This is a genomic window from Klebsiella sp. 1SOBk10mer (genome assembly GCF_046602535.1).
GTDB lineage: Bacteria > Pseudomonadota > Gammaproteobacteria > Enterobacterales > Enterobacteriaceae > Klebsiella > Klebsiella quasipneumoniae.
On the sequence record NZ_JBKIUP010000001.1, the window covers coordinates 565,836 to 590,446 of the forward strand.

Annotated in this window: 25 protein-coding genes; 22 read left to right on the forward strand and 3 right to left on the reverse strand. The window is 52.0% G+C overall.

The features are described from left to right. The first annotated feature begins 7 nt into the window (after positions 1-7). The 14 genes from ACLH1I_RS02610 to ACLH1I_RS02675 all read left to right on the forward strand — a co-directional run bounded on the left by ACLH1I_RS02610 (position 8) and on the right by ACLH1I_RS02675 (position 13,833). Positions 8-346 carry a phage head closure protein gene (locus tag ACLH1I_RS02610; RefSeq protein WP_019705271.1) on the forward strand — a complete coding sequence of 113 codons (339 nt, stop codon included), beginning with the start codon at positions 8-10 and terminating at the stop codon, positions 344-346. Continuing rightward, positions 343-792 (forward strand): HK97-gp10 family putative phage morphogenesis protein, encoded by a 450-nt coding sequence (locus tag ACLH1I_RS02615; RefSeq protein ID WP_019705270.1) that lies wholly within the window; start codon positions 343-345, stop codon positions 790-792. The genes ACLH1I_RS02610 and ACLH1I_RS02615 overlap by 4 nt, the downstream gene beginning before the upstream one ends. Then, complete coding sequence (locus ACLH1I_RS02620) at positions 789-1,136, forward strand: DUF3168 domain-containing protein (protein WP_087851069.1); 348 nt, start codon at positions 789-791, stop codon at positions 1,134-1,136. The genes ACLH1I_RS02615 and ACLH1I_RS02620 overlap by 4 nt, the downstream gene beginning before the upstream one ends. Before the next feature lie 56 nt (positions 1,137-1,192). Next, on the forward strand, positions 1,193-1,897 hold the full coding sequence (locus ACLH1I_RS02625; RefSeq protein WP_004177142.1) for an immunoglobulin domain-containing protein: 705 nt from the start codon (positions 1,193-1,195) through the stop codon (positions 1,895-1,897). Between the two features lie 30 nt (positions 1,898-1,927). Next, complete coding sequence (locus ACLH1I_RS02630; RefSeq protein WP_021313622.1) at positions 1,928-2,332, forward strand: phage tail assembly chaperone; 405 nt, start codon at positions 1,928-1,930, stop codon at positions 2,330-2,332. Positions 2,333-2,343: 11 nt separating this feature from the next. Then, positions 2,344-2,640 (forward strand): DUF4035 domain-containing protein, encoded by a 297-nt coding sequence (locus tag ACLH1I_RS02635; RefSeq protein ID WP_411302723.1) that lies wholly within the window; start codon positions 2,344-2,346, stop codon positions 2,638-2,640. A 73-nt stretch (positions 2,641-2,713) separates the two neighbouring features. After that, on the forward strand, positions 2,714-2,947 hold the full coding sequence (locus ACLH1I_RS02640) for a YebO family protein (protein WP_410215598.1): 234 nt from the start codon (positions 2,714-2,716) through the stop codon (positions 2,945-2,947). A gap of 60 nt (positions 2,948-3,007) precedes the next feature. After that, positions 3,008-6,604 carry a phage tail tape measure protein gene (locus ACLH1I_RS02645; RefSeq protein ID WP_411302685.1) on the forward strand — a complete coding sequence of 1,199 codons (3,597 nt, stop codon included), beginning with the start codon at positions 3,008-3,010 and terminating at the stop codon, positions 6,602-6,604. Between the two features lie 20 nt (positions 6,605-6,624). Further along, positions 6,625-7,098 carry a hypothetical protein gene (locus ACLH1I_RS02650; RefSeq protein ID WP_004177132.1) on the forward strand — a complete coding sequence of 158 codons (474 nt, stop codon included), beginning with the start codon at positions 6,625-6,627 and terminating at the stop codon, positions 7,096-7,098. Beyond that, on the forward strand, positions 7,085-7,561 hold the full coding sequence (locus ACLH1I_RS02655; RefSeq protein ID WP_004864228.1) for a DUF1833 family protein: 477 nt from the start codon (positions 7,085-7,087) through the stop codon (positions 7,559-7,561). The genes ACLH1I_RS02650 and ACLH1I_RS02655 overlap by 14 nt, the downstream gene beginning before the upstream one ends. A gap of 12 nt (positions 7,562-7,573) precedes the next feature. After that, positions 7,574-7,954 carry a nitrite transporter gene (locus ACLH1I_RS02660; RefSeq protein WP_040181864.1) on the forward strand — a complete coding sequence of 127 codons (381 nt, stop codon included), beginning with the start codon at positions 7,574-7,576 and terminating at the stop codon, positions 7,952-7,954. Further along, positions 7,951-11,028, forward strand: a complete 3,078-nt coding sequence (locus tag ACLH1I_RS02665; protein WP_411302687.1) for a host specificity factor TipJ family phage tail protein — start codon at positions 7,951-7,953, stop codon at positions 11,026-11,028. Before ACLH1I_RS02660 ends, ACLH1I_RS02665 begins: the two co-directional genes overlap by 4 nt. A gap of 77 nt (positions 11,029-11,105) precedes the next feature. Beyond that, complete coding sequence (locus tag ACLH1I_RS02670; RefSeq protein WP_411302688.1) at positions 11,106-13,064, forward strand: hypothetical protein; 1,959 nt, start codon at positions 11,106-11,108, stop codon at positions 13,062-13,064. A 1-nt stretch (position 13,065) separates the two neighbouring features. Beyond that, a complete protein-coding gene (locus ACLH1I_RS02675) occupies positions 13,066-13,833 on the forward strand; it encodes a hypothetical protein (RefSeq protein ID WP_411302689.1) in 768 nt (255 codons plus the stop codon). Between the two features lie 80 nt (positions 13,834-13,913). On the opposite strand, the gene ACLH1I_RS02680 is transcribed toward ACLH1I_RS02675, so the two are convergent. Continuing rightward, positions 13,914-15,176, reverse strand: a complete 1,263-nt coding sequence (locus tag ACLH1I_RS02680) for a hypothetical protein (RefSeq protein ID WP_099721913.1) — start codon at positions 15,174-15,176, stop codon at positions 13,914-13,916. Between the two features lie 137 nt (positions 15,177-15,313). Here ACLH1I_RS02680 and ACLH1I_RS02685 point away from each other — a divergent pair, with 137 nt between their 5' ends. The 3 genes from ACLH1I_RS02685 (at position 15,314) to ACLH1I_RS02695 (ending at position 17,297) form a co-directional block, all read left to right on the forward strand. Continuing rightward, positions 15,314-16,624 (forward strand): right-handed parallel beta-helix repeat-containing protein, encoded by a 1,311-nt coding sequence (locus ACLH1I_RS02685; protein ID WP_094818666.1) that lies wholly within the window; start codon positions 15,314-15,316, stop codon positions 16,622-16,624. A 105-nt stretch (positions 16,625-16,729) separates the two neighbouring features. Then, positions 16,730-16,969, forward strand: a complete 240-nt coding sequence (locus ACLH1I_RS02690; RefSeq protein WP_032443530.1) for a hypothetical protein — start codon at positions 16,730-16,732, stop codon at positions 16,967-16,969. After that, complete coding sequence (locus ACLH1I_RS02695) at positions 16,926-17,297, forward strand: hypothetical protein (protein ID WP_101307362.1); 372 nt, start codon at positions 16,926-16,928, stop codon at positions 17,295-17,297. The genes ACLH1I_RS02690 and ACLH1I_RS02695 overlap by 44 nt, the downstream gene beginning before the upstream one ends. A gap of 607 nt (positions 17,298-17,904) precedes the next feature. Here ACLH1I_RS02695 and ompC read toward each other — a convergent pair. Further along, positions 17,905-19,041 (reverse strand): porin OmpC, encoded by a 1,137-nt coding sequence (ompC, locus tag ACLH1I_RS02700; RefSeq protein ID WP_017900242.1) that lies wholly within the window; start codon positions 19,039-19,041, stop codon positions 17,905-17,907. Positions 19,042-19,578: 537 nt separating this feature from the next. On the opposite strand from ompC, the gene drpB reads away from it, so the two are divergent. The 4 genes from drpB (at position 19,579) to ACLH1I_RS02720 (ending at position 22,564) form a co-directional block, all read left to right on the forward strand. Then, positions 19,579-19,860 carry a cell division protein DrpB gene (gene drpB / locus ACLH1I_RS02705; protein ID WP_198080020.1) on the forward strand — a complete coding sequence of 94 codons (282 nt, stop codon included), beginning with the start codon at positions 19,579-19,581 and terminating at the stop codon, positions 19,858-19,860. Between the two features lie 41 nt (positions 19,861-19,901). Further along, complete coding sequence (locus ACLH1I_RS02710) at positions 19,902-20,612, forward strand: phosphohydrolase (RefSeq protein WP_004203487.1); 711 nt, start codon at positions 19,902-19,904, stop codon at positions 20,610-20,612. Between the two features lie 76 nt (positions 20,613-20,688). Further along, positions 20,689-22,089 (forward strand): DNA cytosine methyltransferase, encoded by a 1,401-nt coding sequence (locus ACLH1I_RS02715; RefSeq protein ID WP_192796518.1) that lies wholly within the window; start codon positions 20,689-20,691, stop codon positions 22,087-22,089. Then, a complete protein-coding gene (locus tag ACLH1I_RS02720; protein ID WP_004203485.1) occupies positions 22,070-22,564 on the forward strand; it encodes a very short patch repair endonuclease in 495 nt (164 codons plus the stop codon). Before ACLH1I_RS02715 ends, ACLH1I_RS02720 begins: the two co-directional genes overlap by 20 nt. On the opposite strand, the gene yedA is transcribed toward ACLH1I_RS02720, so the two are convergent. After that, positions 22,539-23,450: a drug/metabolite exporter YedA gene (yedA, locus tag ACLH1I_RS02725; RefSeq protein ID WP_117131191.1), complete on the reverse strand. Its 912-nt coding sequence runs from the start codon at positions 23,448-23,450 to the stop codon at positions 22,539-22,541. The genes ACLH1I_RS02720 and yedA overlap by 26 nt on opposite strands. 183 nt (positions 23,451-23,633) lie before the next feature. Between yedA and ACLH1I_RS02730 the strand changes: the two genes are divergently transcribed. Beyond that, positions 23,634-24,545, forward strand: coding sequence for a DUF808 domain-containing protein (locus ACLH1I_RS02730; protein WP_023318643.1), 912 nt, complete (start codon positions 23,634-23,636; stop codon positions 24,543-24,545). The last annotated feature ends 66 nt before the right edge of the window (positions 24,546-24,611 follow it).

A 24,611-nucleotide genomic window follows, 5' to 3' on the forward strand; every position in this document is an offset into this window, starting at 1 on the left:
AGGAATTATGCAGGCAGGACGATTACGGCATCGCGTCACTATTCAGAACTTCACAATATCAAAAACACCTTCCGGCCAGCCGGTAGAAAGCTGGACTGATGGAAAAACTATCTGGGCCGAGGTTAAAGGGATCAGCGGTAGGGAGCTGCTAGCCGCTGGCGTTGAGCGTGCTGATGCCACCATTCGCGTCTGGGTGCGTTTTCGTACAGACATCTCAGCTTCTTCCCGTTTGAAAGTACTGAATGGCCCATACAAAGATGCGGTCCTGAATGTCACTGGGCCTCCGGTTCCGGATATAAAAGGTACCCGGCTGGAAATTCTCTGCAAACAGGGGACCGAAAAATGATTGATGTGAATCTGGATTTTTCCGGGTTGCAGGATATTGCCCGCGATCTGCAAACGCTCAGCAAGGCCGAAAATAATAAAGTTCTCCGGGAGTCGACCCGTGCTGGTGCCGAATTGCTCCGCGAGGAGGTGATTGATCGCGCTCCTGAGAAATCCGGAAAACTGAAGAAAAACGTTGTTGTCGTCACCCAGAAAAGTCGCCGTCGCGGTGAAATTTCATCTGGGGTGCATATTCGTGGCGTTAACCCGCGAACGGGGAACAGCGACAATACAATGAAGGCCAGCAACAAGCGGAATGCGTTTTACTGGCGCTTCGTGGAGTTGGGAACATCTACAGCTCCTGCACATCCGTTTGTTCGCCCAGCTTTTGATACCCGCATGGAAGAAGCTACGCAGGTGGCGATGCAGCGGATGAATCAGGCTATCGATGAGGTGTTATCAAAATGACAGAGGATGATCTCTATGACCTGCTGTCGACGCTGGCAGACGGGCGGGTTTATCCGTATGTGGTGCCGCTAGGCAGCGACGGACTTCCTGCAGTTTCCAGTCCCTATGTCATTTTCTCGATACCGACTGATGTTGCCGGGGATGTTTTCTGCGGCCAGGCAGAGTCGACACTGCGCATTCAGGTTGATGTATGGGCTGAAACGAATGACGAAGCCAGAGCGTTACGCCTGGACGCCCTGGCTCGCCTGCAGGTTCTTTCACCTGTCGAGGTGACAAAAATTCCTGGCTACGACACGACAACCCATCTTCATCGGGCAACCCTCGAAATAACGGTCATTGCCTGACAAAAACCAATCCAATCCGACCGCCGCTGGCGGTTTTTTCATTTATGGAGGCTGCGATGTCAGCACTATTTGAACGTGCCCAAAAAACGGTAGTAATGATTACCTCTGTGCCGGTCACCGCGGCAGAGCTGGATACCGCAACCTGGTTAAACCTGAGTTGCACTATCAAACAGGCCAGCTTTACCGCTGGTCAGAAAAACGATATTGACGTGACAACGCTCTGTTCGGATGAAACGGAAAATATCAACGGCCTTCCTGCTCCGTCTGAAATGTCACTTTCCGGTAACTTCTACCGCAACCCGGCGCAGGATGCACTTCGTGAAGCATATGATAACGACGGGGTTTATGGGTTTAAGGTTATTTTCCCGTCTGGTAATGGATTCCTGATGCGCGCTGAGGTACGTCAGCACACCTGGGATTCTCAAACCAACGGTGTTGTTGCTGCAACGTTCTCGCTGCGTCTGAAAGGTAAACCGACCAATATTAACGCCCCAGGAGTTCTGTCGTTTGCTACTGACCTTCCGGCGTCCCAAACGGTCGCGGCAGGAAGCGCCCTGACTATGGGCGTAGTCGTCCAGGGCGGTACGGCACCTTATACCTACGTCTGGAAAAAGGGCACCTCGACGGTCAGCGGCCAGACCAGCGCAACGTTTACGAAAGCCAGCGCTGTATCCGGTGATGCCGGGGTTTATTCCTGCGTGGTTACTGATGCCGATGGCACTGTGATCACTTCTTCTGATTGCACCGTCACCATCAATTAACGGAGCGCCGGGAGACCGGCGATAAAATTAATGTCAAAACCGAGTCTTAAAGCACTGGCACTGGCACCGATGGCGGGCTTTCGTAAAAAAGAAGTCTCCGTTCCGGAGTGGGATAACGCCAAAGTCATCATTCGTGAGCCATCAGCAGAAGCCTGGATTCGCTGGCAGGGCATTGCCAGCCCGGAACCACCCAAACTACCGGAAGGGCAGGAGCCCCAGGAGGCACCAGAACTGACCCCTTCAGAACGAGCCTTCCGCACGATGCGGGCCGACGTCACGCTTTTCATCGATATTTTGCTGGATACCGACCTGCAGCCCGTCTTTACTGTCGATGACACCGAACAGGTTGAAGCGATCTATGGCCCTGTGCATTCCCGGCTGTTGAAGCAGGCACTTGATCTCATTCGTGACGCGGACGATGCTAAAGCAAAGTAAAAATGCCTGGCATGCAGTTCCTGATGGCGCTGGCGCTCCGGATGGGCCGCACGCTGGGCGAACTGCGACAAACCATGACGGTTGGCGAATTCAGGATGTGGGCTGAGTACGACCGTATCAGCCCAATCGGCGATATTCGCGGCGATATCCTCAATGCTCAGCTGGTATCTGCGGTTTACGGAGCGCAGGGCATTAAAGTCACCATTGAAGATGCTCAGCTTCAGTGGAGCACAGAAGAGGATGAGGTAAACGACAGCGGCGATCCCTTTGCAGGGCTGGAAGCGGCGCTGCTGGCTGCGTCAGCATAGCCGGTAATAATTCGTGTGGATGCCACTCATAACAGGTGTTATGTTGTTTTTTTTGACACACGGAGTGCTTTAAATGACTACTACTGGCTGGATATTATTATTTGTTTTTGCTCGCCTTATTGATCTTGTTATCTGGTATTTCCTGAACAGAGGAAGCGTAAGAGCTAATGATCAGATCGCTATGCTTAAAGAAATCTCTAAAAAGCAAAGTGCTCAAATTGATCTTCTGATTGCACTTGCTCATAAAAAAGAGGAACCAGAAAAAGATTATCTGGAAGAAGCAAGGAAAAAAGCTGGTTTAATTTAATAATATTGAAATCATAAAAAAGCCCCACAATGTGGGGCTTTTTGTTTCTGAGGAAATGAAATGGCAACCCTGCGTGAACTTATCATTAAAGTTTCTGCTAACTCTCAGTCATTCCAGACTGAGATAGCCCGCGCGTCACGCATGGGACAAGACTATTATAAAACTATGCAGGATGGCGGGCGTCAGGCCGCTGCCGCTTCTAAGGAAAGCCAAAAAGCTCTTTCCGAGTTAACGGATGGATTTGCTTCCGCTGGCCGAGCTGCTACGGCTGCAGCTGCAGCATTTGCTACAGGTAAACTGGTTCAAATTGCAGATCAATGGAACTCAGTGAATGCTCGGCTTAAACAAGCATCAATATCTACGAATGATTTTACTTTATCTCAGACTCGTTTAATGGCGATTAGCCAGAGCACTGGGACTGCTTTTACTGATAATGCCAATCTATTTTCGCGCGCAGCTGCATCCATGCGTGAATTTGGCTATAGCTCTGATGAAGTGCTTAAAATCACTGAGGCTGTATCCACGGGGCTTAAGCTCTCTGGTGCAAGCACAGAAGAATCCAGTTCTGTTATTACCCAGTTTAGCCAGGCGCTTGCTCAAGGTGTTTTGCGTGGCGAAGAGTTTAACGCGGTTAACGAAGCTGGGGATCGTGTCATCCGTGCCCTGGCTGCTGGTATGGGGGTTGCCCGAAAAGATCTTAAAGCGATGGCTGACCAGGGGCAACTCACGATTGATAAAGTCGTACCAGCATTAATCAGCCAGTTAGGTGTGTTACAGGGGGAGTTTTCCTCGTTACCGCCGACAGTGTCCGGCTCAATGCAAAAAGTCACTAACTCGTTTATGGCATGGGTCGGTGGGGTAAACCAGGCGACTGGTGCAACAGGCGCACTTTCTGGCGGTCTAGATGGGCTGGCAGGTACGCTGGATTCTCTTACATCTTCTGCTGTCAGCGGGGCCCTCAGTGACGTAGCAGATAATATGTCACTGGTTACCACCGCTGCAGGTGGTCTGGTTGGAATTGGATTAGCACGGTATCTTGGCGGGATTGTTACCAGCGCAAGCAGTGCTACTGGCGCACTTATCTCAGCGGCAAAATCCGAGGTAGCTCTTGCAGTCGCTCAGGAAAAAGCCGCGCAATCTTCTGTTGCCGCTTCCCGCGCCGCCGTTTATCGCGCCCAGCAAGCCCTTCAGAGTGCTAAAAGTGCAGATGTTCAGGCTGCTCAACAGGAGAGGGTCGCGGCCGCAGAAGCAAGGGTTACCGCGGCACAGGGTCGATTGACTACAGCCCTAACCACCGGGACGGCTGCGGAAAAAGTACGAGCACGAACAGCTCTGGAGCGGGCTCAGGCTGGGCTTGTGGCTGCAAAAAATGCCGACGCACAGGCTATTGCAGAAAGAAAATTGGCTGCGGCTCAGTCCGCTCTTGGTCGTAATATTGCAGGTCGGGTTTCTGCTCAAAATAACCTTAACAGCGTTACCTCTGTCGGCACCCGGTTGATGAGCGGCGCCCTTGGCCTGATCGGTGGTATACCCGGGTTAGTTATGCTGGGGGCTGGTGCATGGTACGCTGTTTATCAGAATCAGGAACAGGCCCGTAAATCAGCTCAGGAGTACGCCAGCACGATTCAGGAGGTTAGCGACAGATCTAAAACGATGACGCTAACTGAGGCCTCTGACAACGAAGATAAGGCGCGCAAATCACTAAAAGAGCAAAATCGACTTATATCGGAACAATCTAGCAAGGTTAAAGCGTTAAAAGAAGATATCGCCGGGTATCAATATATGCTCGCCAACAGGGGGCCAACTACGAGTGGTGGTTTTATGATAAACCACCTCACAAGCGTAGAGGCAGCAACGAAAGGATTGGCCTCTGCAACTGAATCATTGGCTGTAGAGCAGGAGCGCTTAACGCAACTGCAGGCTAAAGCCCAGGAGATTCAGCAGGTGCTTGAGGGTCTTGAGCATCGTCGAGTCGTTCTTATTCGCCAGCAAGCCGCAGAACAGAATGCTGCCTATCAGTCTTTGATAATGATGAATGGTCAGCATACAGAATTTAACCGTCTTCTTGGGCTAGGAAATAATTTACTGATGGCCCGGCAGGGATTGGTTAACGTACCAATGCGTATGCCTCAGGCTGATTTAACATCACAGCAAACAAATGCCCTTGAGAAAAGTCGCCGAGATTTGGATCTTTCCAAACGCAAAGGTGAAGACAAAGAGCGCACCAGGCTTGGCTATGCTGCAGATGATTTAGGGTTAACCAATGAACCGCAGTTCTATAAGGCCAGGCAAGAATTAATTAATAATGGAATTGCTGAGTGGAGAAATAATGAAGCTAATAAGCCAAAAAGGAAAGGTCCAAAAACTGATGAAGAAAAAGCAGAGGATGTTTATAAGCGACTGCTAAAACAACAGCGAGAACAAATAGCCCTTGCGAGTCAGAATACTGAACTGGCAAAAGTGAAATACCAGGTCACGCAGGGTGAGTTAGCCTCTCTTGAGCAAGCTAAAAAAGAAACTCTTCTGCACAATGCCGCGCTTATCGATCAGAAAAACATTGCTGAACAGTTAAAAACGTTCCGTGAGGGGCTGGCTGACAGCAACGCTGCTGCACGCGACAGGGGGAATATAGATTTTCTTGGCGCCGGGATGGGAGATAAAGCCCGCGACCGCATGAAGGAAATGGCGGATATTCGCACTGATTTTCTCAAACAGCAGCGGGACCTGCAGCGGGATTTCAGCAAAGGTCAGATTTCTGAAGACCTGTACAAACAGCAAACAGAAGCACTGCAGGCTGCGCTTGCTCAACGGTTAGCGATTCAGGAGGACTACTACAAAAAAACCGATGAACAGCAGTCAGACTGGCGCGCGGGGATCAGCGATTCCCTGATGAACTATGCCGATCAGGCTGCTGACCTGAGTTCAATGTCAGCGACGGCGACCAGCGAGATTCTGAACAATGTCACAAACTCGATCTCCACCAATATGACAGACCTTCTTACCGGGGCAACCAGCTTTAAAGACGGTATGTCGAACATTTTTATGTCTCTGGGAGAAACAGTGATTAAGACGCTGATCCAGATGGCAACACAGGCGTTGATCACCAAAGCGATTATGGCGTCATTTGGCGGTGGGGCTGGGGGGTTGTTCGGTAGTATTTTTGGCGGTGCCAGCGGTGCGGTAAGTAGTGGTACCGCTATTCAAAGCGCGGGAGCTAATTTTTCATTCAACGCTCTCGGAGGAGTTTACGATTCTCCGTCACTTTCTGCCTACAGCAATGGTGTTTACAGCACTCCCCAATATTTTGCGTTTGCGAAAGGGGCGGGTGTATTCGGCGAGGCCGGGCCGGAAGCCATCATGCCGCTTACCCGTGGCGCTGATGGTTCGCTGGGGGTCAGAGCTGTTGGGCGGGAATCACCGGCGGTACAGAACGCTGCGAGGCAGCAGCAGGAAAGGCAACTTCTTTCAACTGGTGACATCAACGTCAATTACCACCTCACTGGAAAACCGGATGATGTGATGATGCAGACATTGGATGCCCACGGCCGCCGCCTGGCTAAACAGATAAAATCTGAACTGACGAGCGACGTAAACAATCCTCAAAATGCCTTCGGTAGAGCTCTTTACTCCAACCTTCAGCCCAAAAAACCACGATAACCTGCCCGGAGGGAATATTCATGGCAGATATTTTCTACCCGGACGAATACCTGCCCATGCCGCTTATGGACGGGTACGGGTTTAAGCCCATATCACCTTTGCTGCGAACGGAGATGACGTCCGGTCGAGCTCAACAACGAAGGCGATATACCTCAACACCCACCCAGGCATCGGTTAAATGGATTTTTAAAACTGATGCTCTGGCACAGGTGTTTGAGGCGTTTTTCAGGGATGCGCTTAAAGATGGCCAGTCCTGGTTCTATCTGAAACTCCAGACTCCCATCGGGGTAAAGCCCTATAAAGCCAGGTTCGTGGATATTTACGAAGGGCCGACGCTGGTCGCGCCAAAATACTGGCAGTACAGCGCAACGCTGGAATTATGGGAACGCCCGTTACCGCCTTCTGGCTGGGGGAATTACCCGGAATGGCTGGCGGGCCAGTCGTTACTGGATATTGCGCTAAACAGAGAGTGGCCGAAGCATGACAATTCTTGAGCGGCTATATGCCAGCAGCGGATCGGAGGTTATTCACGATACGCTGCAGATATCGGCAGGAGATGATAACTACTGGCTAACCAGTGGCTGGGATGACGTTTCAGTGACGCTGGAAAATGGTCAGCCGGTGACGTTTGATGCCAGCGCGATAGATATCGCCTTACCAGCCAGGAACGCCGACGGGACACAGGATTTAAAGTTTGCTATCAGCAATATTGACGGACGGGTTTCAGAGGCGATCGATAAAATTCTGGATGAAATGAAATCAGCCACGCTGACATTCCGGCGGTACATTTCATCCGATCTGTCTGCTCCGGCATCATCACCGTATACGCTCGATATCAAATCCGGCTCCTGGACCCCGACAGCAGTTCAGGTCACGGCAGGCTATATGAATGTCCTCAAAACAGCCTGGCCCCGTAAACGTTACAACCTCGCCGAGCATCCGGGCTTACGTTACTAACCTGAGGCAAATATGTTTAATCCTGATAAATACCGTTCTGTTAAATGGCAGAAGGGCGGTAGAGCCTACCCGCTACTCGACTGCTTCGGCATTGTAAATGAGATACGTCGCGACCTGGGGCTACCTGAATGGCCGGATTTTGCAGGTGTGACCAAAGACGGCGGGGGCCTCGACCGGGAAGCGAGAAAGCTGATGCTTTCGCTGAAACGTTGTGAACCCTGTGAAGGTGCCGGAGTGGCTTGCTATTCGGGCTCAACAGTTTCCCATGTTGGGATCGTTGTAATGCTTGATAACCAGCTGCAGGTCGCGGAATGCAATCCAGGCTCGGGGGTTACGTTTCTGCCACTGTCGCGATTTATCCGCCGCTTTAACCGCGTGGAGTTCTGGCAATGACGATAAAGTTTTACCCGTCCCGGCTACCGGGTGAACCCCTTGAAACGCACGAGCATGGTGTGCTGACGCTGCATGAGTGGATGAGCAGAAATGTCCCGAGCTATTCACAGGATAAAACTCATCCTGTCGTGATCGAGCTGAACGGCCAGGCAGTCTCCCCGGCGGAATGGCCGTTATGTTTGTTGCGGCCAGACAGTGACGTCCGGATATATCCCATTCCGTATGGCACGGGTCTTGAAATTGCCGCGTGGGTTTCGGTGGCCGTATCCATTGCGTCTACGGCCTATGCATTATTCTTTGCCCCTAAACCAGAGCTGGGCGGCTTTTCATCCAGTAACGCTTCATCGCTGGATCTGAATCCGGCTAAAGCCAACACAGCGAAGCTTGGCGATCCCGTAAGGGAGGCTTTTGGTCGAAACCGGATTTACCCGGATTACCTGGTGCAGCCGGTAACGCGATTCGACCCCGCTGATCCAACCAGAATGACGGTCGAAATGTTTGTCTGCCTTGGATATGGGCGTTTCTCCTATACCGGTGGGGATTTTCGGGTGGGAGAAACTCCGGCGCTGACCTTAGGCGAGGGCTTTTCATATACCAGCTATGGGCCCGGAGATAATGTGGCCGGGGATCGGCGCAGTGAGATATGGTTCAACTCAACGGAAGTTGGGGGAACGTCGAGCGGCAGCGGCCTCGATATGGCTCAGACTGCCCCTGAAGCCAGTGATATCGTTGCTGATGCCATGACCGTCAGCGGTGCCTCTGTCTCGTTTTCGGGCCTCGATGTCGATGATGATAATGATGAAGACGAGGATGAGAACAAACTTCCTCCTGGCTGGATCGCCGGTGCAATTGTCACCCTGAAAGTGCCAGTGAATTATCAGGTATCCATCGAGGGCGGTTTTAACGTGCTGACAGGAGACGTCGTGTCAGAGATTGCGCCATTCAGCGGAATGCCTGTCACCCTAACGTTTAACGGTACTGACTATGATCTCCAGATCGCGACGTATACCCCTCACCAGGACGCCATTCCGGGAACAGGTGGAGCGACTGCGGTATTACGCGCCAGTGCGTCGCCGTCAACGTATGACTTTACGACAACCAGCCAGACCTTTGCTCTGACCTGGCAGGGTATCACCTATACCATATCTCTGGTCGCCAACTACGGCACAATGTCTGGCTTGCTCGCAGCGATTAATGGCGGGTTGAATGGTTCGGGGCTCATTGCTCAGGATGATGGCGGCGTGATACGTATCGTCGAGATCTCCAGCCCCTGGCGTGGCGGTTCCATTACATCATCATTCCTGCCTGCGTCAGTATTTGGCGACAGCCCGGTATTTACAGCTGGTACAGCCTCCAGCGGCGGAAGCCCTGCGGTAACAGCCAGCGTCACGCTGGCTTACGATTCTGGCACCGCCTTTTCAGGACTGCCGGAAGGTTCTCAGCGGATTTCCCTGGCGCACCGTGGCAACGAATACCAGATAGCGTCTACTGATGGCCCCTCTGCGAACGTACAGCGTGTGGTTAACGGTGTCGTGGACAGCACCTGGTCAGGCTTTATGACCCGTACCGTCGTGGATTTTGCCGCGTCTGGTATTAACGATAATGAAACCTGGCTCGGCCCCTTTCTGGCCTGCCCGCAAAATGAAGTTGTGGATGCCTTCGAGGTCAACTTTGCTTTCCCAAACGGAATTTGCGGGTTCCAGAACAACGGGAATAAGCGGGTCCGCCATGTCGAGTATGAAATCCAGTATCGCGTTTATGGTTCCGGATCAGGGTGGACGAGTAAGCCTGGGGTTTACGCGCTTAAAAACGTTAATGGCCTCGGTTTTACAGAGCGGTTTGATCTCTCCTCTCCTGGGCTGGTTGAGGTTCGCTGCCGCCGCCGCAATGAGCAGGGCTCAAACAATGCCAGGGATTCGATGTTCTGGCAGGCGCTCAGAGGTCGTTTGCTTTCCCGTCCAACATCCTACGCAGGGATATCAACAATTGGGATCACGGTTGAAACCGGCGGCCAGCTGGCGGCCCAGTCAGACAAGCGTGTGAGTGTTGTCGCCACACGAAATTATGATGGCGGTGGTGACAGGACAATCAGCGGTGCGTTCCTGCATCTTGCCCGCAGTCTTGGATATCGCGACGACCAGATCGACATTGCGGCGCTCAGTACGCTGGAGGCTACCTACTGGACGCCAAGGGGAGAATATTTTGATCACCAGGCAAGCAGTGACAGCACGTCAGCAAAGGATATTTTCGACAAAATAGCCGAGGCTGGCATGGGGTATTTTCTGCTATCTGACGGGTTGCTTTCTATCGGGAGAGAGGGCGTCAAAAGCTGGACAGGGATCATTACACCTCAGGATACCGTCGAGGAAATGCAGACGTCATTCAGGGTCCCGTCGGAGGATGATTTTGATGGCGTGGATGTGAAATATATCAACCCTGTGACTTGGGCGGAGGAAACCGTACAGTGCCGGACGCCGGAAAATCCTTTTCCGCGCAAAACGGAGGCATACACCATTGATGTTGCCATGACTGCAGATCGCGCCTGGCGTATCGGGATGCGTCGGTTAATGAAATATCTCCACCAACGCCGAACGTATACGGCTACGACTTCAATGCTGGGATGGTGTCATGACTTCGGTGATCACATCATTTTGTCCGACGACATTCCAACCGGGAAAACCCAAAGTTGCCTGATTGACGCGATGATTTACGACTTGCAGGAAATTACGCTGCACGTCACGGAGCCACTGGACTGGAGCTACGCGAATCCTCGCTGCTGGATACAGTTTCAGGACGGTCGACCATCATCGCGAATGCTCATGCCGCAACGGGTAGATGATTTCACGCTGACGGTGCCGTACAACGACGACCTGCATCCCGGCGACTGGATTATGGACGACCCAGATATTGATCTGCCGAAGTTATTGTTCTGCGACAGTGAAAAGGGTGCGCGGCATGGGATAGTCCAGGAGGTTGCCCCATCGGGTGACAGCAACTGTCAGATTACTGCGCCTGAATATAAAGAAATTTTCTACCAGTACGACAACGCCACATACCCCGGCGACGTCGCGTAATACCCCATAACAACCCCTAATTAACTCTTTTCGCTCAAACCCTCGTTTGCGCGAAGCCTCTTTTTGGAGCAAAAAACATGGCTGCAGATGAACTGAATCCGCCGCTGGGAACAACCACGCCTGAAATTTTTCTGGATAACGTTAAACGGGCCGATCGGCTGGTGAACGGGCCAGAGGAGACGGTCGATGACCGCGGAGGGAAACCGCTCGATACCTGGCGCCAGATGATGGCGAAAAACGATGAGGTCAGACAGAACCTTATCCCGCTCAGTAAGCAATACCAGACGCTGGCAGCGGCGCAGGCGGATATCGCGAATATCCCTGAGGGCAGCACCACGTATGTGCGCAGTTCTGATGATGCTTATCTGGCTATTGAGTACAAAAACACTGGAGGCGTACTGCAACCTACAGGAAGAACCATGATTTCTGGAAAGACAGCCGTAAGACGAACAGATGAATACTCTGACGGTGTGACTTACGCCTGGGGAAAGGTTATGTCCAGCGGGGAATTACTGCCGGGTACTCTTCAGGGAATTGACGGGTTACCAGCACCTGAAAACGTTGCTGCATATGCAGCTAAAGGTGTCGCAGTCTATGACCTTGATCCGGCCGACATTCCTGTCGGTCACGCGATTGTCAAAGACGGGGTAGTTTTGCTGGAAGCCGACCAGTCAGGGCGGCTTAATTACCTCCCACCGCTCAATCGTCGCGCCCGTCAGTCGGTGAATCAACGCCCGGAAATGGTCCTCACTCAGCTTCCAGCGTCCGTGCGAACCGCTGTCGAACCACTCGCCCTGCGCGCCTGTAAATACATGCTGTCTACCTGGATTCCTACGTGGGTTCCCCTGGCGGGCGGTACGGGACTACCGACGAGCGGTTCAACGATGGACAGCATAGAACAATATCCACTGATGCTGGCCGGGGTTGTTCACTGGATTAGCTGGTGTGATGCCGGTTATGCCACCTGGGATGAAACGTTTATTGGCGTCAGTTATGATACTGCCGTTTCATGGATTGTGCAGGGGCTGGATTTGGTGGTCAGTGCGCACCTGGCGAATGGTGGTTGGTGGGGAGGCCCGCCGCCGCCGTGGAGCGAAGCCTCTGAAGATGTGGCAGTGACCTTTGGCTCACAGGCGGCAGAGCTGGCGCGTAATGTGGCCAGCCACTGCGACCTGATGGGCGCACACCTGACGGCTGCTCAGAAAACAAAAGTCGCCGCAATGGTGGTACATGAGGCTAACCGCTTCGTGAAGTACACGCCCAAATACCGCTGGACGCGCCCGGATATCCGGGGGCAGGTGACGGATAACTACCCGACAGGCGATTCCAAATCAGAAGAACTGGCATGGAACCTCGGTATTCTCGCCCGGGCACTGATTGTAGCCCCGGATAACGCCAATGCTGAGCGCTGGGCCGAGCGACTGGTTACGATGCAGATTGCGGCGCTGGGTGACAGAAACGACCTTTCCGAGACGATGACCATTAACGGCCTGGCACCCTGCGACGTGATGAACGGGACAAACGTTAACCCGACCCGCCTCGTTGAAAACCATGGCGTCGCTGACGGGCAGGACGTGTCCCGCTGGTACACGATGGCTTCACTGTCAGGCAGTGAGTGGATGCTGCGTACCTTCATTCTGGCGGGCAAGCCGGTGCCATTAGCCGCTTTATGGCATATGGCCGATACTATGAGAGCATTGGCGTACAACCCAGACGGTTCAGTATGGAGCATGGACTGGAGGGTACCGGTTGGCGAACTGTCTTATGCACCGACTATTGCCTACATGTTCGCCGATCCGCGCCAGGACTATATCGACACGCTGTTGCACCGCCTGGCGATTTTTGACAGCCAGCAGGACGACATCACCGGGGCGTTGCCTGCCGGGGCGTTCAACTGGCCGGTGTATGGTTCTTCCCAGCCTGGAGAATTCCTGAGCTATATCCGCATGTCTGACCGTATGCAAAACCCGCTGACCTGTCCGCGTGCCACCAATGCACATTACACCAGCCTTGCCGCTATTTACCGGAGTGTTTGATATGACCCTTGAAATTGTACCAGGCAGCCTGACAAACCCTGATCCTTCCATTAAAAACTATGCCCCCTATGCTCCCGCTATCGGCGTGACCGGTTATACCGACCGCTGGCGCCCGGCGCTGGATTTTGCGACCAGCGCAGTCGGTGATGCGGTGTCCACGTATCCCAGCCCACTGATGCCGGATAACATCCTTGTGGGTGACACAACCAATCGGCCGATGATTGTCGATCAGTCAGGTGTTCGTATGGTCGACTGTGCCATGGCAGGGGCGCAGGCAGCACTGACGGACATTAACCGCAAATTCGGTGATGTCAGTCTGCTTGCAGTATGGTATGAGGTTCATGGCTCCGCATCTCACTCCATTCTGACCATCGGAGGATTGCGGTTCAGCCGGGCAAGCGCCAGCTGGGGGCTGTCCAAAATGTCCGGTGCTGCTGGTACAACACTTAGCATTTCCAACGATCCGGCAACGGGAGGTGTGGCTATTTCAGCGCGTCGATATGCTGCTGTTCTGACCATCCCAGCTGATGGAGCGGCTGCTGTAACGTTGCAACTGATCGGAGCTGGAACTGCGGCCGTAACGAAATCGGGTGTGGTGACACGAGGAGGATCAATGGATGAGCAGAGACGCCTGCGTTTCGGTAAGGATTCTGGCGGCTCAGCTAATACTGGACCGCAATTTGCCGAAATGGTTATCTGGGAGCGCCTGCTGACAACGGATGAAATTAATTCCGTTGCAAATTATGCTGCAGACAAATATAGTCTGTGAATTTTATTGACAAACTATTAAAACTGATAAAATAAAATGGATGGTCGTTATAGATGGCCATCCATTTTTTTGATGAGCAATCAGCTCTTAACAAATGCAGAGTCGTGTCTATTTATACTTTCTTGTCTAATTAGCGCTCTTTCTGTTTTTTTCTTCTTCTGGTAATAACCAGCCAGAAGGAGCATCATCGACATTACTTTATAAGACATGTAGATATCGATCATCAGCATGTTTATACAAAATGCGATAACACATAAAGACATTGTTGGTGATAATCTCTTTACGCGCATGAGGAACATCACGAACAGTAATAGCCCGATAATTCCCGTCTCTGTAGTGATCCTCAACCAGCCACCATCAAGTGCATTTCCAAATGATCCAGCCCCGACGCCTATCATCCAGTACATAGGATGCGATAGATATAATTTAACGGCGTAAATCCATTTAATACCCCTCATGCTCCAGCTTGCATCAACCTCATCCCCCCTGGAAAGAACGCCCAAATCACCCCATGACGGAACTGATTCTGTAATCCTTACAGATGAATATGAGTCGAGTAACTGATCTATATTATCACTGTTCATGAGGCTATCTGAACGGGTAGCAACTGTACTATCCCCAAAGAAGAAATACACTGCAAACAGTAATGGAATGACAACTAGGCATCTTTTAATGATGGTAACCAGACTTGCACTAAGCTTCATATACCATACCAGAATGACAATCTGTGCAAGCAAAGACATCCTTGATCCTGTCATCATTATAATTAATGTTGCGACACCGAATATGATATATTTCTTAAACTCGCTCTTTTCTTCCGCAAGAAAATAGCATGTAATAAAGTTAAGTATAACCCCAAGTTCCCAAGGCCCGCTAGTTAATCCAATTACGCGCTCAGACATGTTTGGCTGATAACCTCTAACGTTGAACCCGCCAACAACTCCAAAGTGTTGAAGGATCGCAACGGCAGAGTTTGCTATAAGCAAAAGGAGGAGTAATTTTCGAATGTTTGCCCCTCCTTTGTACAAAAAGAAACCCATATAGAAAAAAACAAAGTATTCAAAGAATCGTATAGGAAATAGAACTGTTCCCCTTCCGTATTGAGTTGAGCTAAATAGCGATCCAAGGAAAGTAACAAACAGAAATAATATAAAATAAAGCTCTATTTTACTAACCTTTGTCTTTTTATTCTGTGCAGCATATAAGAAAAAAAAGAAAAATAATAAGCAAATAATTAAATCATCCACCCTCAACCCAGCGTTAAATCCTCCCCCGAGAGAAATTAAATCCATTTTTGGTATAAAAAACATTACGTAAACAAAAAAAAGAACAATGCTTGCCATCTTTCCATTTCCATAGGATTAGTCTGCTTTAGCATACTTTAGCTTTAAGAGTAAAGCCATGATCTGATCACAAAAAACATGCTATTGATATTGGTGGTCAATTTCTTAATCCACATCTAACAAAATCAGGTAAATACATGAAAAACAGGAGAGATTTCTTACTTTCAGGCGCTGGGGCAGTAGGACTTCTGGCACTATCTGCACAAGCGAAATCGTCCCCTCAACAGGCTCCGGCCTACCTGAAGGTGTCATCTGAGATTTCACAAACTGGCATGGCTAGCATCAGGAGCTTCCTGCCTGCATCGTTTAATGCGTCAGATCCGAGCGCTGATTGCACAAAGTACATACAGAACGCCATCAATGAGAGGGTGCAGCTGTTTCTTCCAGCAGGAGTTTACAACGTGGCACCTAACCCTGATTCACCTGAAATAAAAAATGCGCAGTCTAAAGGTGGAAGTTGCATTAACTTGCTTCCAGGGTGCGCAATCATTGGTGTTGGAACTATAAGGCTATTGCCTGGAAGCTATTCCGGTGTTGGTTCAATCATAACAAACTGGGATGATGAAGAATTATCAGATGTCATAATCTCAGGGGTAAGGATTGATGGTAACTCACAAAACGTTGATGGGGCAATAAACTGCATTAATATTATCGGCTCTAGAGGACTAACGATAGATAACGTTAATGCTATAAATCCTCCAGCAAGAAAAGGTAACGGCGGAATAGGAATAGGGCTTCGCTCATCTAAAAGCAATAACGGACCAGTCGACAGTAATATTACAAACTGTCGAGTAGAGAATTGCGGATACATAGGTATAAGCATCGACAGGCCAAATGGAGTTATCATCAGTTCTTGCACAGTAGATGGAACAAACGATAACGGGATTGATATTTTTGGTAACGATTATAGCGGTGGGCGTTTCAACTCTGGGGAATCGCGTAATGTGATTGTTAGCAACAGTATAATAAAAAATGCTAAAGGTTCTGGTATTTTCCTTGAGTCATGCGGAGATGCTGTTATTTCCGTATGCCATATAGATAATCCGGGCTCTAACGGGATCATTCTTAATAGAATGAATTCAGCATCATTAAACAATGTTATTAACGCTGTTAAAATTAAGGGTAACGGAAAAGGCATTGGCGTAAAATTCAAAAATACGACTGGTAGCACTCAATTATCCAGTATGCGTTTTGAGAATCTTGAAAGCAGTTATCACATGGATGGGGCGGAATTTGTTTTTATTGATAAGGGTATCCATAAAGATATTTCAGGAGAATTAATAAAAATCACCAACAAAAATAAGGTAAGACTTAATAGCTCTCTTATTGAAAGGCAGGTGTATCAAGGAGGTCAGCAACCAAGACTTCTTGACGCCGAATACTCCAGTGCTTTAGCGAACACGACAACTGATGGGATTCATTGGTTAAATGCCAATAAAGTCTTATGATTCAGTAACATCGGCTGTCAAGTAAATTGATGGCCGCAATCGTACTTGATCTTAAGCCTCAATAAAACTACTGTATATAAAAACAGTTCTTTATGGTGTGAGATTATGCCGCGAAACTCAGATATCGAAATAGCCTGGCGTCAGGCAATTGTCATTGAGCCTAATGGCCGCCGCACCGTGACAACGTCCGGTTTTATCCGGGAACTCGCAAAAGTTAACTGGCACTGGTCGCCACGGCAGGCTAACCAGTGGATAGAGCACTATGTGACGACATTCCGGGATGTCTCAACGCAGGAAGGAGATGAAAGAACGTTCCAGTTATACAACCCGAACGGAGGGCTATAACGTGGGGTTTCCGTCGCCAGCAGCAGACTATGTGGAGGGGCGGTTAACCGTCGATAAACTCTGCGGTACCGGCCCTAATACTCGGGTTGTAGTAACAGAAACAGGCTATGCCGTTGTGGATTTCTCCGTTAAACCAAAACAAGGAGACACCGTTTTAATTCAATACACCGGCGGTACGGATTTTGCGAAAGTTATGGGGAAGGCGTTTATTACTCGAGATGGTGAGGCATTGGAAGGCGAAGCACTCGACGACGTCGTAGTGTTAGGGATAGTGACATTCGTTATTAACCGGATATGGAAGGATGATGATGATTATCCAGTAATATGAAAAGTGGTGCGCACCTAAATTTCATCCTTACCCCTGGATCAAAAGCCTATAAAAACATGCTGGTAAAGTAGCGCCATTCGATACTGGAAAGGCGCTCGCAACTTCTTTCAGAGGCGAAAGTATTCCCAGCCAATCATTAAGGGCTAATGTCAAAAATTTCATGAGAAAATGAAGTTTTGAAGAGGGCTAACTTATTGAAAAGGTTGTGTGTGAAATTTGAGGTATTTTCTCAGAAAAATAGGTAACTATCTGTTTTTAAAGAAAAGCAGTCCGGTCTCGAAAACCGGAGTAGGGGCAACTCTACCGGGGGTTCAAATCCCCCTCTCTCCGCCACTCTTCTTTCTCTGACCATTCCCCTTCAATAACACCGTTAGCTTCAGGTATAACGCCTGCGCTGGGGTATCGCCATCATCATCGTCCTGGTTTCAGCGTAAAGACGCGGTACTGTGCCTTGTCTTTTTGTGGTCTTACCGCCGCAATTTGCCCGAACGAGCTTAAACGCATCATAAAGAGGGAAGGTACGCCTGGAAAGCGGCAATGTCGAAAAGAGTGATCTCAACGGAGCGGGAACAAGAAAAAGCCCGCTGAGCGCGGGCTTAGATGGGGATCAGAACTGGTAAACCAGACCGAGGGCCACGATATCATCGGTCGAGATACCGTTGTTGCTGTAGAAGCGGTCGTCTTCGTCCAGCAGGTTGATTTTGTAATCCACATAGGTGGACATATTTTTATTGAAGTAGTAGGTCATGCCGATGTCGACATACTTGACCAGATCCTTGTCGCCGAAGCGAGAAGAGGAGTAGAGATCTTTACCCTTTGATTGCAGATAGGCCACAGACGGACGCAGCGGTAAATTATACTCATCGAACTGGTACTGGGCGACGACTTCAAAGTTCTGCGTCTTGTTGGCAATAGCGCCGTTGCCGTAGAAGGTCATGTTGCGGGTCTCCGCATACATGGCGGCCAGATAGATGTTGTTGGCGTCATATTTGGCGCCGACGGTCCAGGCGTCGGCTTTATCACCGTTGGCATAAATATGGCTGCTACGTGCTGCCGCCAGCTGGTTATGGGTACGGTCAGAAGATGAGTAGGCGGCCCCGAAGCTGATGCCCATATCGAGATCGTAGTAGCTGGAGATACCAAACCCGTCGCCATTTTCCCGCGCCAGTTTACGAGCACCACCGTTGTTAGTGCCTTCGCCAGAACCGGCGTTTTCATTATTACCCTGATACTGCAGGGCGAAATGCAGGCCGTCGACGAGGCCGAAGAAATCGCTGTTACGGTAGGTGGCCACCCCGTTGGTGCGGCCGGTCATGTAAACGTCGGTCTGGGTGTAGGTATCGCCGCCGAATTCTGGCAGCATATCAGTCCAGGATTCGATGTCGTACACCACGCCGTAATTACGGCCATAGTCCAGTGAGCCATAGTCAGCAAACTTCAGACCGGCGAAGGCCAGACGGGTCCAGGAATTCGCTCCTTCATTTTCGCTGGTATTGGCCTTGATATTGTATTCCCACTGACCGTAGCCGGTTAACTCGGAAGCGATCTGCGTTTCGCCTTTGATGCCAAAGCGTGCATAGGTCTGATCGCCGTCCTCTGAAGTGTCGTCTGAGAAATAGTGCAGGCCGGCGACTTTCCCGTAAAGGTCCAGTTTGTTGCCGTTGTTGTTATAGATTTCCGCGGCATTAACGGCATTGGCCATTAATAATGCCGGAACCATGAGAGCCAGTACTTTTCTTTTCATTATATATTCCCTTTTAATAATAATTTCTGTGAATTATGACAATCCCTCCGGAATGACTATCAGATACTAACGACCAGGTTCATTTTTATTTAAAATAAAATATGTAAATAAATAATGTAAGATATTGCAAAATATTTCCAAATGGTTCGTTATATTAAATTTAAATGAATCTTCTTTTATTATTATTTTATTATATAGCAATGGGTTATGTTGTTTTGTTGCGGGCTCGGTTAACCAAATGAAATTATTTGTATAAATTTACGGCGAGAGGGTTATTCAGCATTTAAATATAATTTATGAGTCAAACTCGCTGGGGAAGATAAGTACAATACGCGGCATGGTTGATGTCGTTAATGTTTAATCCTGTGGGTAAGTAATAAAGAACAAACCCTTGGGTATTTCCATTGGCAGCATAAGTGATAAGTAGGTGCAGAAGACAAGGATGAAACTGCTGCCTGTGGCGCAGGTTGGCGGTATAATGTGATGCGTGTCACGTTTTGGGTGACAGTAGTATGATTTGTCACGGAGAAGAATGAGATGGAAGAGCAGGCAAAACGCAGCCCGGGCGGCAAACTCGCGTTCTGGGCGTTGTATGCCTTTTGCGGATATTGTGTCTGGGTCATTGTGCGTTACTGGTGGGTGGTAGGGAAAATTCACAGCGTTCCCGGCGCCAGCGCGGAGGGCGACTTTGGCACAATGGCAGGGAAATGGCTTGGCGCCCTGTTGGGGATGCTGGTGCTCGCCGGCATTGGCGCGATCCTAGGTGCTGTCGTCTGGTATACACGGCCCGCCAGAAGCAGGCGGGATCATCAGTCGTAAAGTTGCTATGCTCGAGGCTGACCTTCAGATAAGGAACGCTTATGAACCTGGTAGACTGGCAGCAACGATTTGAGCACTGGATACTGACGCACCACGCCCAGGAGGATGCGGCGCACGATCTGTCCCATTTTCGTCGCGTCTGGGCCACCGCCACCCGGCTGGCCGCCGGGGAGGTGGAAGTCGACAGGCTGGTGCTTCTCACGGCCTGCTATTTTCATGACATTGTCAGTCTGCCTAAAAATCATCCGGAGCGAAGCCGCTCTTCGATGATGGCTGCCGAGAAAACCCTTGCGATTTTGCAGTCGTCGTTTACCGATTTTCCCGCAGACCGCTATGCGGCGGTCAGCCATGCTATTGAGGCGCACAGCTTTAGCGCGGCGATCCCGCCGCGCACGCTGGAGGCGAAAATCGTCCAGGACGCCGACCGTCTCGAGTCGCTTGGGGCGATTGGCCTGGCGCGGGTCTTCGCCGTCGCCGGCGCCCTGAACACCATTCTGTTTGATGCCGACGATCCTTTCGCCGACCGGCGAGCGCTGGATGACAGAAAATATGCCCTCGACCATTTCCAGTGCAAACTCCTGCGCCTGCCGGAAACCATGCAGACCGCCGCAGGAAGGGCTATGGCGCAGCATAATGCGCGCTTCCTCGTTGAGTTTATGGCCAAGATCAGCGCGGAGCTGAAGGGGGAGCCTATGGCGCTGGATGAGGCGGTTTTACGCCGCTTTGCACCACAGCCGTCAACCGACCAGTGATTTATGGTACTCTCTGCAAAAATCGTCCGCGCTGGTTGAGGATATGCCACAAAAGTTAATCAAGGAAAACAGGTCGTTGTCATTGACGGAGCAGGCCGGTGAAGAGGCTCAGGCGCTGCTGCGTCAGCTGATGACGATCTACGATGTGAAAACGCTGGTCGCCGAGCTGGTTAGCGTCGGGGAGCAGCACTGGAGCGCGGCGATCCTCAAGCGCGTGGCGGCCCTCGGCCGCGCGGCGGGGCGTTTGCGTCCGCAGGAGGTCGCTCATCTGGCGACGCTGCTGCCGGCGCCGCCGGCCCATCATCCGCACTATGGGTTCCGCTTTGTCGATCTGTTTGCCGGTATCGGCGGGATCCGCAGCGGTTTTGAAGCCATCGGCGGGCAGTGCGTCTTTACCAGCGAGTGGAATAAGCATGCGGTGCGCACCTATAAGGCCAACTGGTATTGCGATCCGCAGCAACACCGTTTCAATGAAGATATCCGCGATATCACCCTCAGCCATCGCCCCGACGTTAGCGATGACGAGGCGGCGCAGCATATCCGCGAGACTATCCCGCAGCATGATGTGCTGCTGGCCGGCTTTCCATGCCAGCCTTTCTCACTCGCCGGCGTATCGAAAAAAAATGCCATGGGTCGCGCCCACGGCTTTGCCTGCGAAACCCAGGGGACGCTGTTTTTTGATGTGGTGAGAATTATCGCCGCCCGTCAGCCGGCGATCTTTGTGCTGGAGAATGTTAAAAATCTCAAAAGTCACGATCAGGGACGCACCTTCCGCATCATCATGCAGACACTGGATGAGCTGGGGTATGAGGTCGCTGACGCCGGGCATAGCGGGCCGGACGATCCGAAAGTGATCGACGGGCGCCATTTCTTACCACAGCACCGGGAGCGCATCGTGCTGGTAGGCTTCCGTCGCGATCTGCACCTGCACGAAGGGTTTACGCTGCGCGATATCGCGGCGCTTTACCCGGCGGTTCGGCCAACGTTTGGCGAGCTGCTGGAGCCGACGGTGGATGCCAAATTTATCCTCACGCCGGTGCTGTGGAAATATCTTTATCGCTATGCGCGCAAGCATCAGGCGCGGGGCAATGGCTTTGGTTATGGCCTGGTGGACCCCGCCAATCCCCACAGCGTGGCCCGGACGCTCTCCGCCCGCTACTATAAAGATGGCGCCGAAATTCTCGTCGATCGCGGCTGGGACCGGCCGCTGGGCGAGACGCATTTTGACGATCCGCAGAATCAACAGCGGCGTCCTCGTCGGCTGACGCCGCGGGAGTGCGCCCGATTGATGGGCTTCGAATCGCCTCAGGGGGCGCGTTTCCGCATCCCGGTGTCGGATACCCAGGCCTATCGTCAGTTCGGCAACTCGGTGGTGGTTCCGGTCTTCGCCGCGGTGGCGAAGCTCCTGGCCCCGCGCATCGCTCAGGCGGTGTCGCGTCGCGAAGCGGATGATAACGATGGCGGATGTTCACGATAAAGCCACACGCAGTAAAAATATGCGGGCTATCGCCACGCGCGATACGGCGATCGAAAAGCGGATAGCGGCGCTGTTGACTCAGGCGGGATTCACCTTTATTGCCCAGGATCGCGAGCTGCCGGGGCGCCCTGATTTCGCTTTACCCGACTACCGTTGCGTCATCTTTACCCACGGCTGTTTCTGGCACCACCATGACTGTTACCTGTTTAAGGTGCCGGCCACCCGGACGGCGTTCTGGCTGGACAAGATCGCCGGCAACGTAGCGCGCGATGCCCGTGACCGGCAAAAGCTGGCCGCGCAGGGCTGGCGGGTGCTTATCGTCTGGGAGTGCGCCCTGCGCGGTCGCCTGAAGCTGAATGACGAGGCGCTCACCGAGCGTCTGGAAGAGTGGATCTGCGGCGCCGGACACGACGCGCAGATCGACACCCAGGGGATCCGCGAACTGGCGCTTATTTCGACGCCTTACAAGGGGTAGCTTCGCTGCGAACCGGGAAGAGATATTTGCCCAGCGTCACCAGCACTACGGCGAAAATAATCACCGCCAGCGCCAGCCACTCGATCAGTGACAGGCTTTCGCCACCGAATCCGGTGCCAAGGAGAACCGCTACCACCGGGTTGACATAGGCGTAGCTGGTGGCCACCGCCGGGGTGACATTGCGGATCAAAAACATGTAGGCGTTGATGGCAATCAGCGAGCCAAAGATAGCCAGATAGGCTACGGCGGCGATCCCGGACCACGACGGAATGCGGGTTAAGGTTTCACCGCTCAGCCATGAGGCGGCCAGCAGGACGATCCCGGCGGCGAGCATCTCGATTGCCCCCGCCATCATGCCGGTCGGCAGCACGATCCGCGAGCCGTAAACCGAGCCGAAGGCCCAGCTCAGGGAGCCAATCAGAATCAGCAGTGCGCCCCAGGGGTTGCCGTTCAGGTTGCCCCCGCTGTTAAGCATCACAATACCCGCGAGGCCAATGGCAATCCCCAGCCACTCCAGCTTCCGAGTGGCGATGCCGAAAAAGCGGCTGAAGCACAGGGTGAACAGCGGAACGGTGGCGACCATCACCGCGGCGATCCCGGAGGGAACGTGCTGATGTTCGGCCAGGGTGACAAAGCCGTTGCCGACGGCCAGCAGCAAAACCCCGATCAGCGCGGCATTAAGCAACGGCCTGCGGGCCGGCAGTTTATGGCCGGTGGCCAACAGCCATCCCAGCAGCAGCACGCCGGCAGAGAGAAAGCGAATTCCGGCCATCATCAGCGGCGGCCAGCTGGCGACGCCGACGGCGATGGCGAAATAGGTAGAGCCCCAAATGATATACAGCGCAAACAGCGCCCCGATAAGCGGTAACAGCTGACGGGTAGACATACTTCCTCACGACGGTGCAGAGATAGAAAGGGGACATATAGTAAACGTGAAAACTATCCTGCTGGCGAGCGCTTAATTTGCGCCAGGTTGTTAAATTTATATTGACTAATTGTACCTTGGGCAGCGGCCGTTTTTTAACGCATACTCGAGGGAGACATTGATGAAAAGAGAAGGAAAATCATTTTGGCAGGAAGTAGTCTTTTAACATTACTTGATGATATCGCCACGCTGCTGGACGATATCTCCATGATGGGCAAGCTGGCGGCGAAAAAAACGGCGGGGGTGCTGGGCGACGATCTTTCCCTGAATGCCCAACAGGTGACCGGCGTGCGGGCAAATCGTGAGCTGCCCGTGGTCTGGGGCGTGGCGAAAGGGTCGTTCGTCAATAAAATCATCCTCGTGCCGCTGGCCCTGCTGATCAGCGCCTTTATTCCCTGGGCGATCACGCCGCTGCTGATGGTAGGTGGCGCGTTTCTCTGTTTTGAAGGGGTGGAGAAGGTGCTCCACAGTCTGGAAGCGCGTAAGCACAAGGAGGATCCAGCGCAACGGCAGCAGCGTCTTCAGGCGTTGGCGGATCGTGACCCGCTGGCCTTTGAGCGTGACAAAGTAAAAGGGGCGATTCGCACCGACTTTATTTTGTCCGCGGAAATTGTCGCCATCACCCTCGGCATTGTCGCGGAAGCGCCGCTGCTGAATCAGATCCTCATTCTCTCAGGGATCGCGATTCTGGTCACCGTCGGGGTCTATGGCCTGGTGGGGGTGATCGTCAAGCTGGATGACATGGGTTACTGGCTGGCGGAGAAACGCAGTACGCTGGCGCAGTGGCTGGGCAAAGGGTTATTGGCCGTGGCTCCCTGGCTGATGAAACTGCTCTCTGTCGTCGGGACGCTGGCCATGTTCCTCGTTGGCGGCGGGATTGTGGTCCACGGTATTGCGCCGCTGCACCATGCCATTGAGCACTGGAGCGCGGGCCTGGGCGGCATGTTGGCCGCCTTGCTGCCGATGGTGGTCAATCTGGTGCTGGGTTTTATCATCGGTGCGGTGGTCCTGGCCGGCGTCAAGGCGGTGAGCCGCCTGCGTGGCGCTGCGAAGTAGTCAGGTGCGGCGCAGCGTATTGGCGCCGCGTGGTCTACGCTAAAAGCGCGTCCGGTATCGACAGAA

Excerpts from the sequence above, each read along its gene's own strand:
- ACLH1I_RS02610 (WP_019705271.1), top strand. The coding sequence starts at position 8 with ATGCAGGCAGGACGATTACGGCATCGCGTCACTATTCAGAACTTCACA.
- ACLH1I_RS02615 (WP_019705270.1), top strand. The coding sequence starts at position 343 with ATGATTGATGTGAATCTGGATTTTTCCGGGTTGCAGGATATTGCCCGC.
- ACLH1I_RS02620 (WP_087851069.1), top strand. The coding sequence starts at position 789 with ATGACAGAGGATGATCTCTATGACCTGCTGTCGACGCTGGCAGACGGG.
- ACLH1I_RS02625 (WP_004177142.1), top strand. The coding sequence starts at position 1,193 with ATGTCAGCACTATTTGAACGTGCCCAAAAAACGGTAGTAATGATTACC.
- ACLH1I_RS02630 (WP_021313622.1), top strand. The coding sequence starts at position 1,928 with ATGTCAAAACCGAGTCTTAAAGCACTGGCACTGGCACCGATGGCGGGC.
- ACLH1I_RS02635 (WP_411302723.1), top strand. The coding sequence starts at position 2,344 with ATGCAGTTCCTGATGGCGCTGGCGCTCCGGATGGGCCGCACGCTGGGC.
- ACLH1I_RS02640 (WP_410215598.1), top strand. The coding sequence starts at position 2,714 with ATGACTACTACTGGCTGGATATTATTATTTGTTTTTGCTCGCCTTATT.
- ACLH1I_RS02645 (WP_411302685.1), top strand. The coding sequence starts at position 3,008 with ATGGCAACCCTGCGTGAACTTATCATTAAAGTTTCTGCTAACTCTCAG.
- ACLH1I_RS02650 (WP_004177132.1), top strand. The coding sequence starts at position 6,625 with ATGGCAGATATTTTCTACCCGGACGAATACCTGCCCATGCCGCTTATG.
- ACLH1I_RS02655 (WP_004864228.1), top strand. The coding sequence starts at position 7,085 with ATGACAATTCTTGAGCGGCTATATGCCAGCAGCGGATCGGAGGTTATT.
- ACLH1I_RS02660 (WP_040181864.1), top strand. The coding sequence starts at position 7,574 with ATGTTTAATCCTGATAAATACCGTTCTGTTAAATGGCAGAAGGGCGGT.
- ACLH1I_RS02665 (WP_411302687.1), top strand. The coding sequence starts at position 7,951 with ATGACGATAAAGTTTTACCCGTCCCGGCTACCGGGTGAACCCCTTGAA.
- ACLH1I_RS02670 (WP_411302688.1), top strand. The coding sequence starts at position 11,106 with ATGGCTGCAGATGAACTGAATCCGCCGCTGGGAACAACCACGCCTGAA.
- ACLH1I_RS02675 (WP_411302689.1), top strand. The coding sequence starts at position 13,066 with ATGACCCTTGAAATTGTACCAGGCAGCCTGACAAACCCTGATCCTTCC.
- ACLH1I_RS02680 (WP_099721913.1), bottom strand. The coding sequence starts at position 15,176 with ATGGCAAGCATTGTTCTTTTTTTTGTTTACGTAATGTTTTTTATACCA.
- ACLH1I_RS02685 (WP_094818666.1), top strand. The coding sequence starts at position 15,314 with ATGAAAAACAGGAGAGATTTCTTACTTTCAGGCGCTGGGGCAGTAGGA.
- ACLH1I_RS02690 (WP_032443530.1), top strand. The coding sequence starts at position 16,730 with ATGCCGCGAAACTCAGATATCGAAATAGCCTGGCGTCAGGCAATTGTC.
- ACLH1I_RS02695 (WP_101307362.1), top strand. The coding sequence starts at position 16,926 with ATGAAAGAACGTTCCAGTTATACAACCCGAACGGAGGGCTATAACGTG.
- ompC (WP_017900242.1), bottom strand. The coding sequence starts at position 19,041 with ATGAAAAGAAAAGTACTGGCTCTCATGGTTCCGGCATTATTAATGGCC.
- drpB (WP_198080020.1), top strand. The coding sequence starts at position 19,579 with ATGGAAGAGCAGGCAAAACGCAGCCCGGGCGGCAAACTCGCGTTCTGG.
- ACLH1I_RS02710 (WP_004203487.1), top strand. The coding sequence starts at position 19,902 with ATGAACCTGGTAGACTGGCAGCAACGATTTGAGCACTGGATACTGACG.
- ACLH1I_RS02720 (WP_004203485.1), top strand. The coding sequence starts at position 22,070 with ATGGCGGATGTTCACGATAAAGCCACACGCAGTAAAAATATGCGGGCT.
- yedA (WP_117131191.1), bottom strand. The coding sequence starts at position 23,450 with ATGTCTACCCGTCAGCTGTTACCGCTTATCGGGGCGCTGTTTGCGCTG.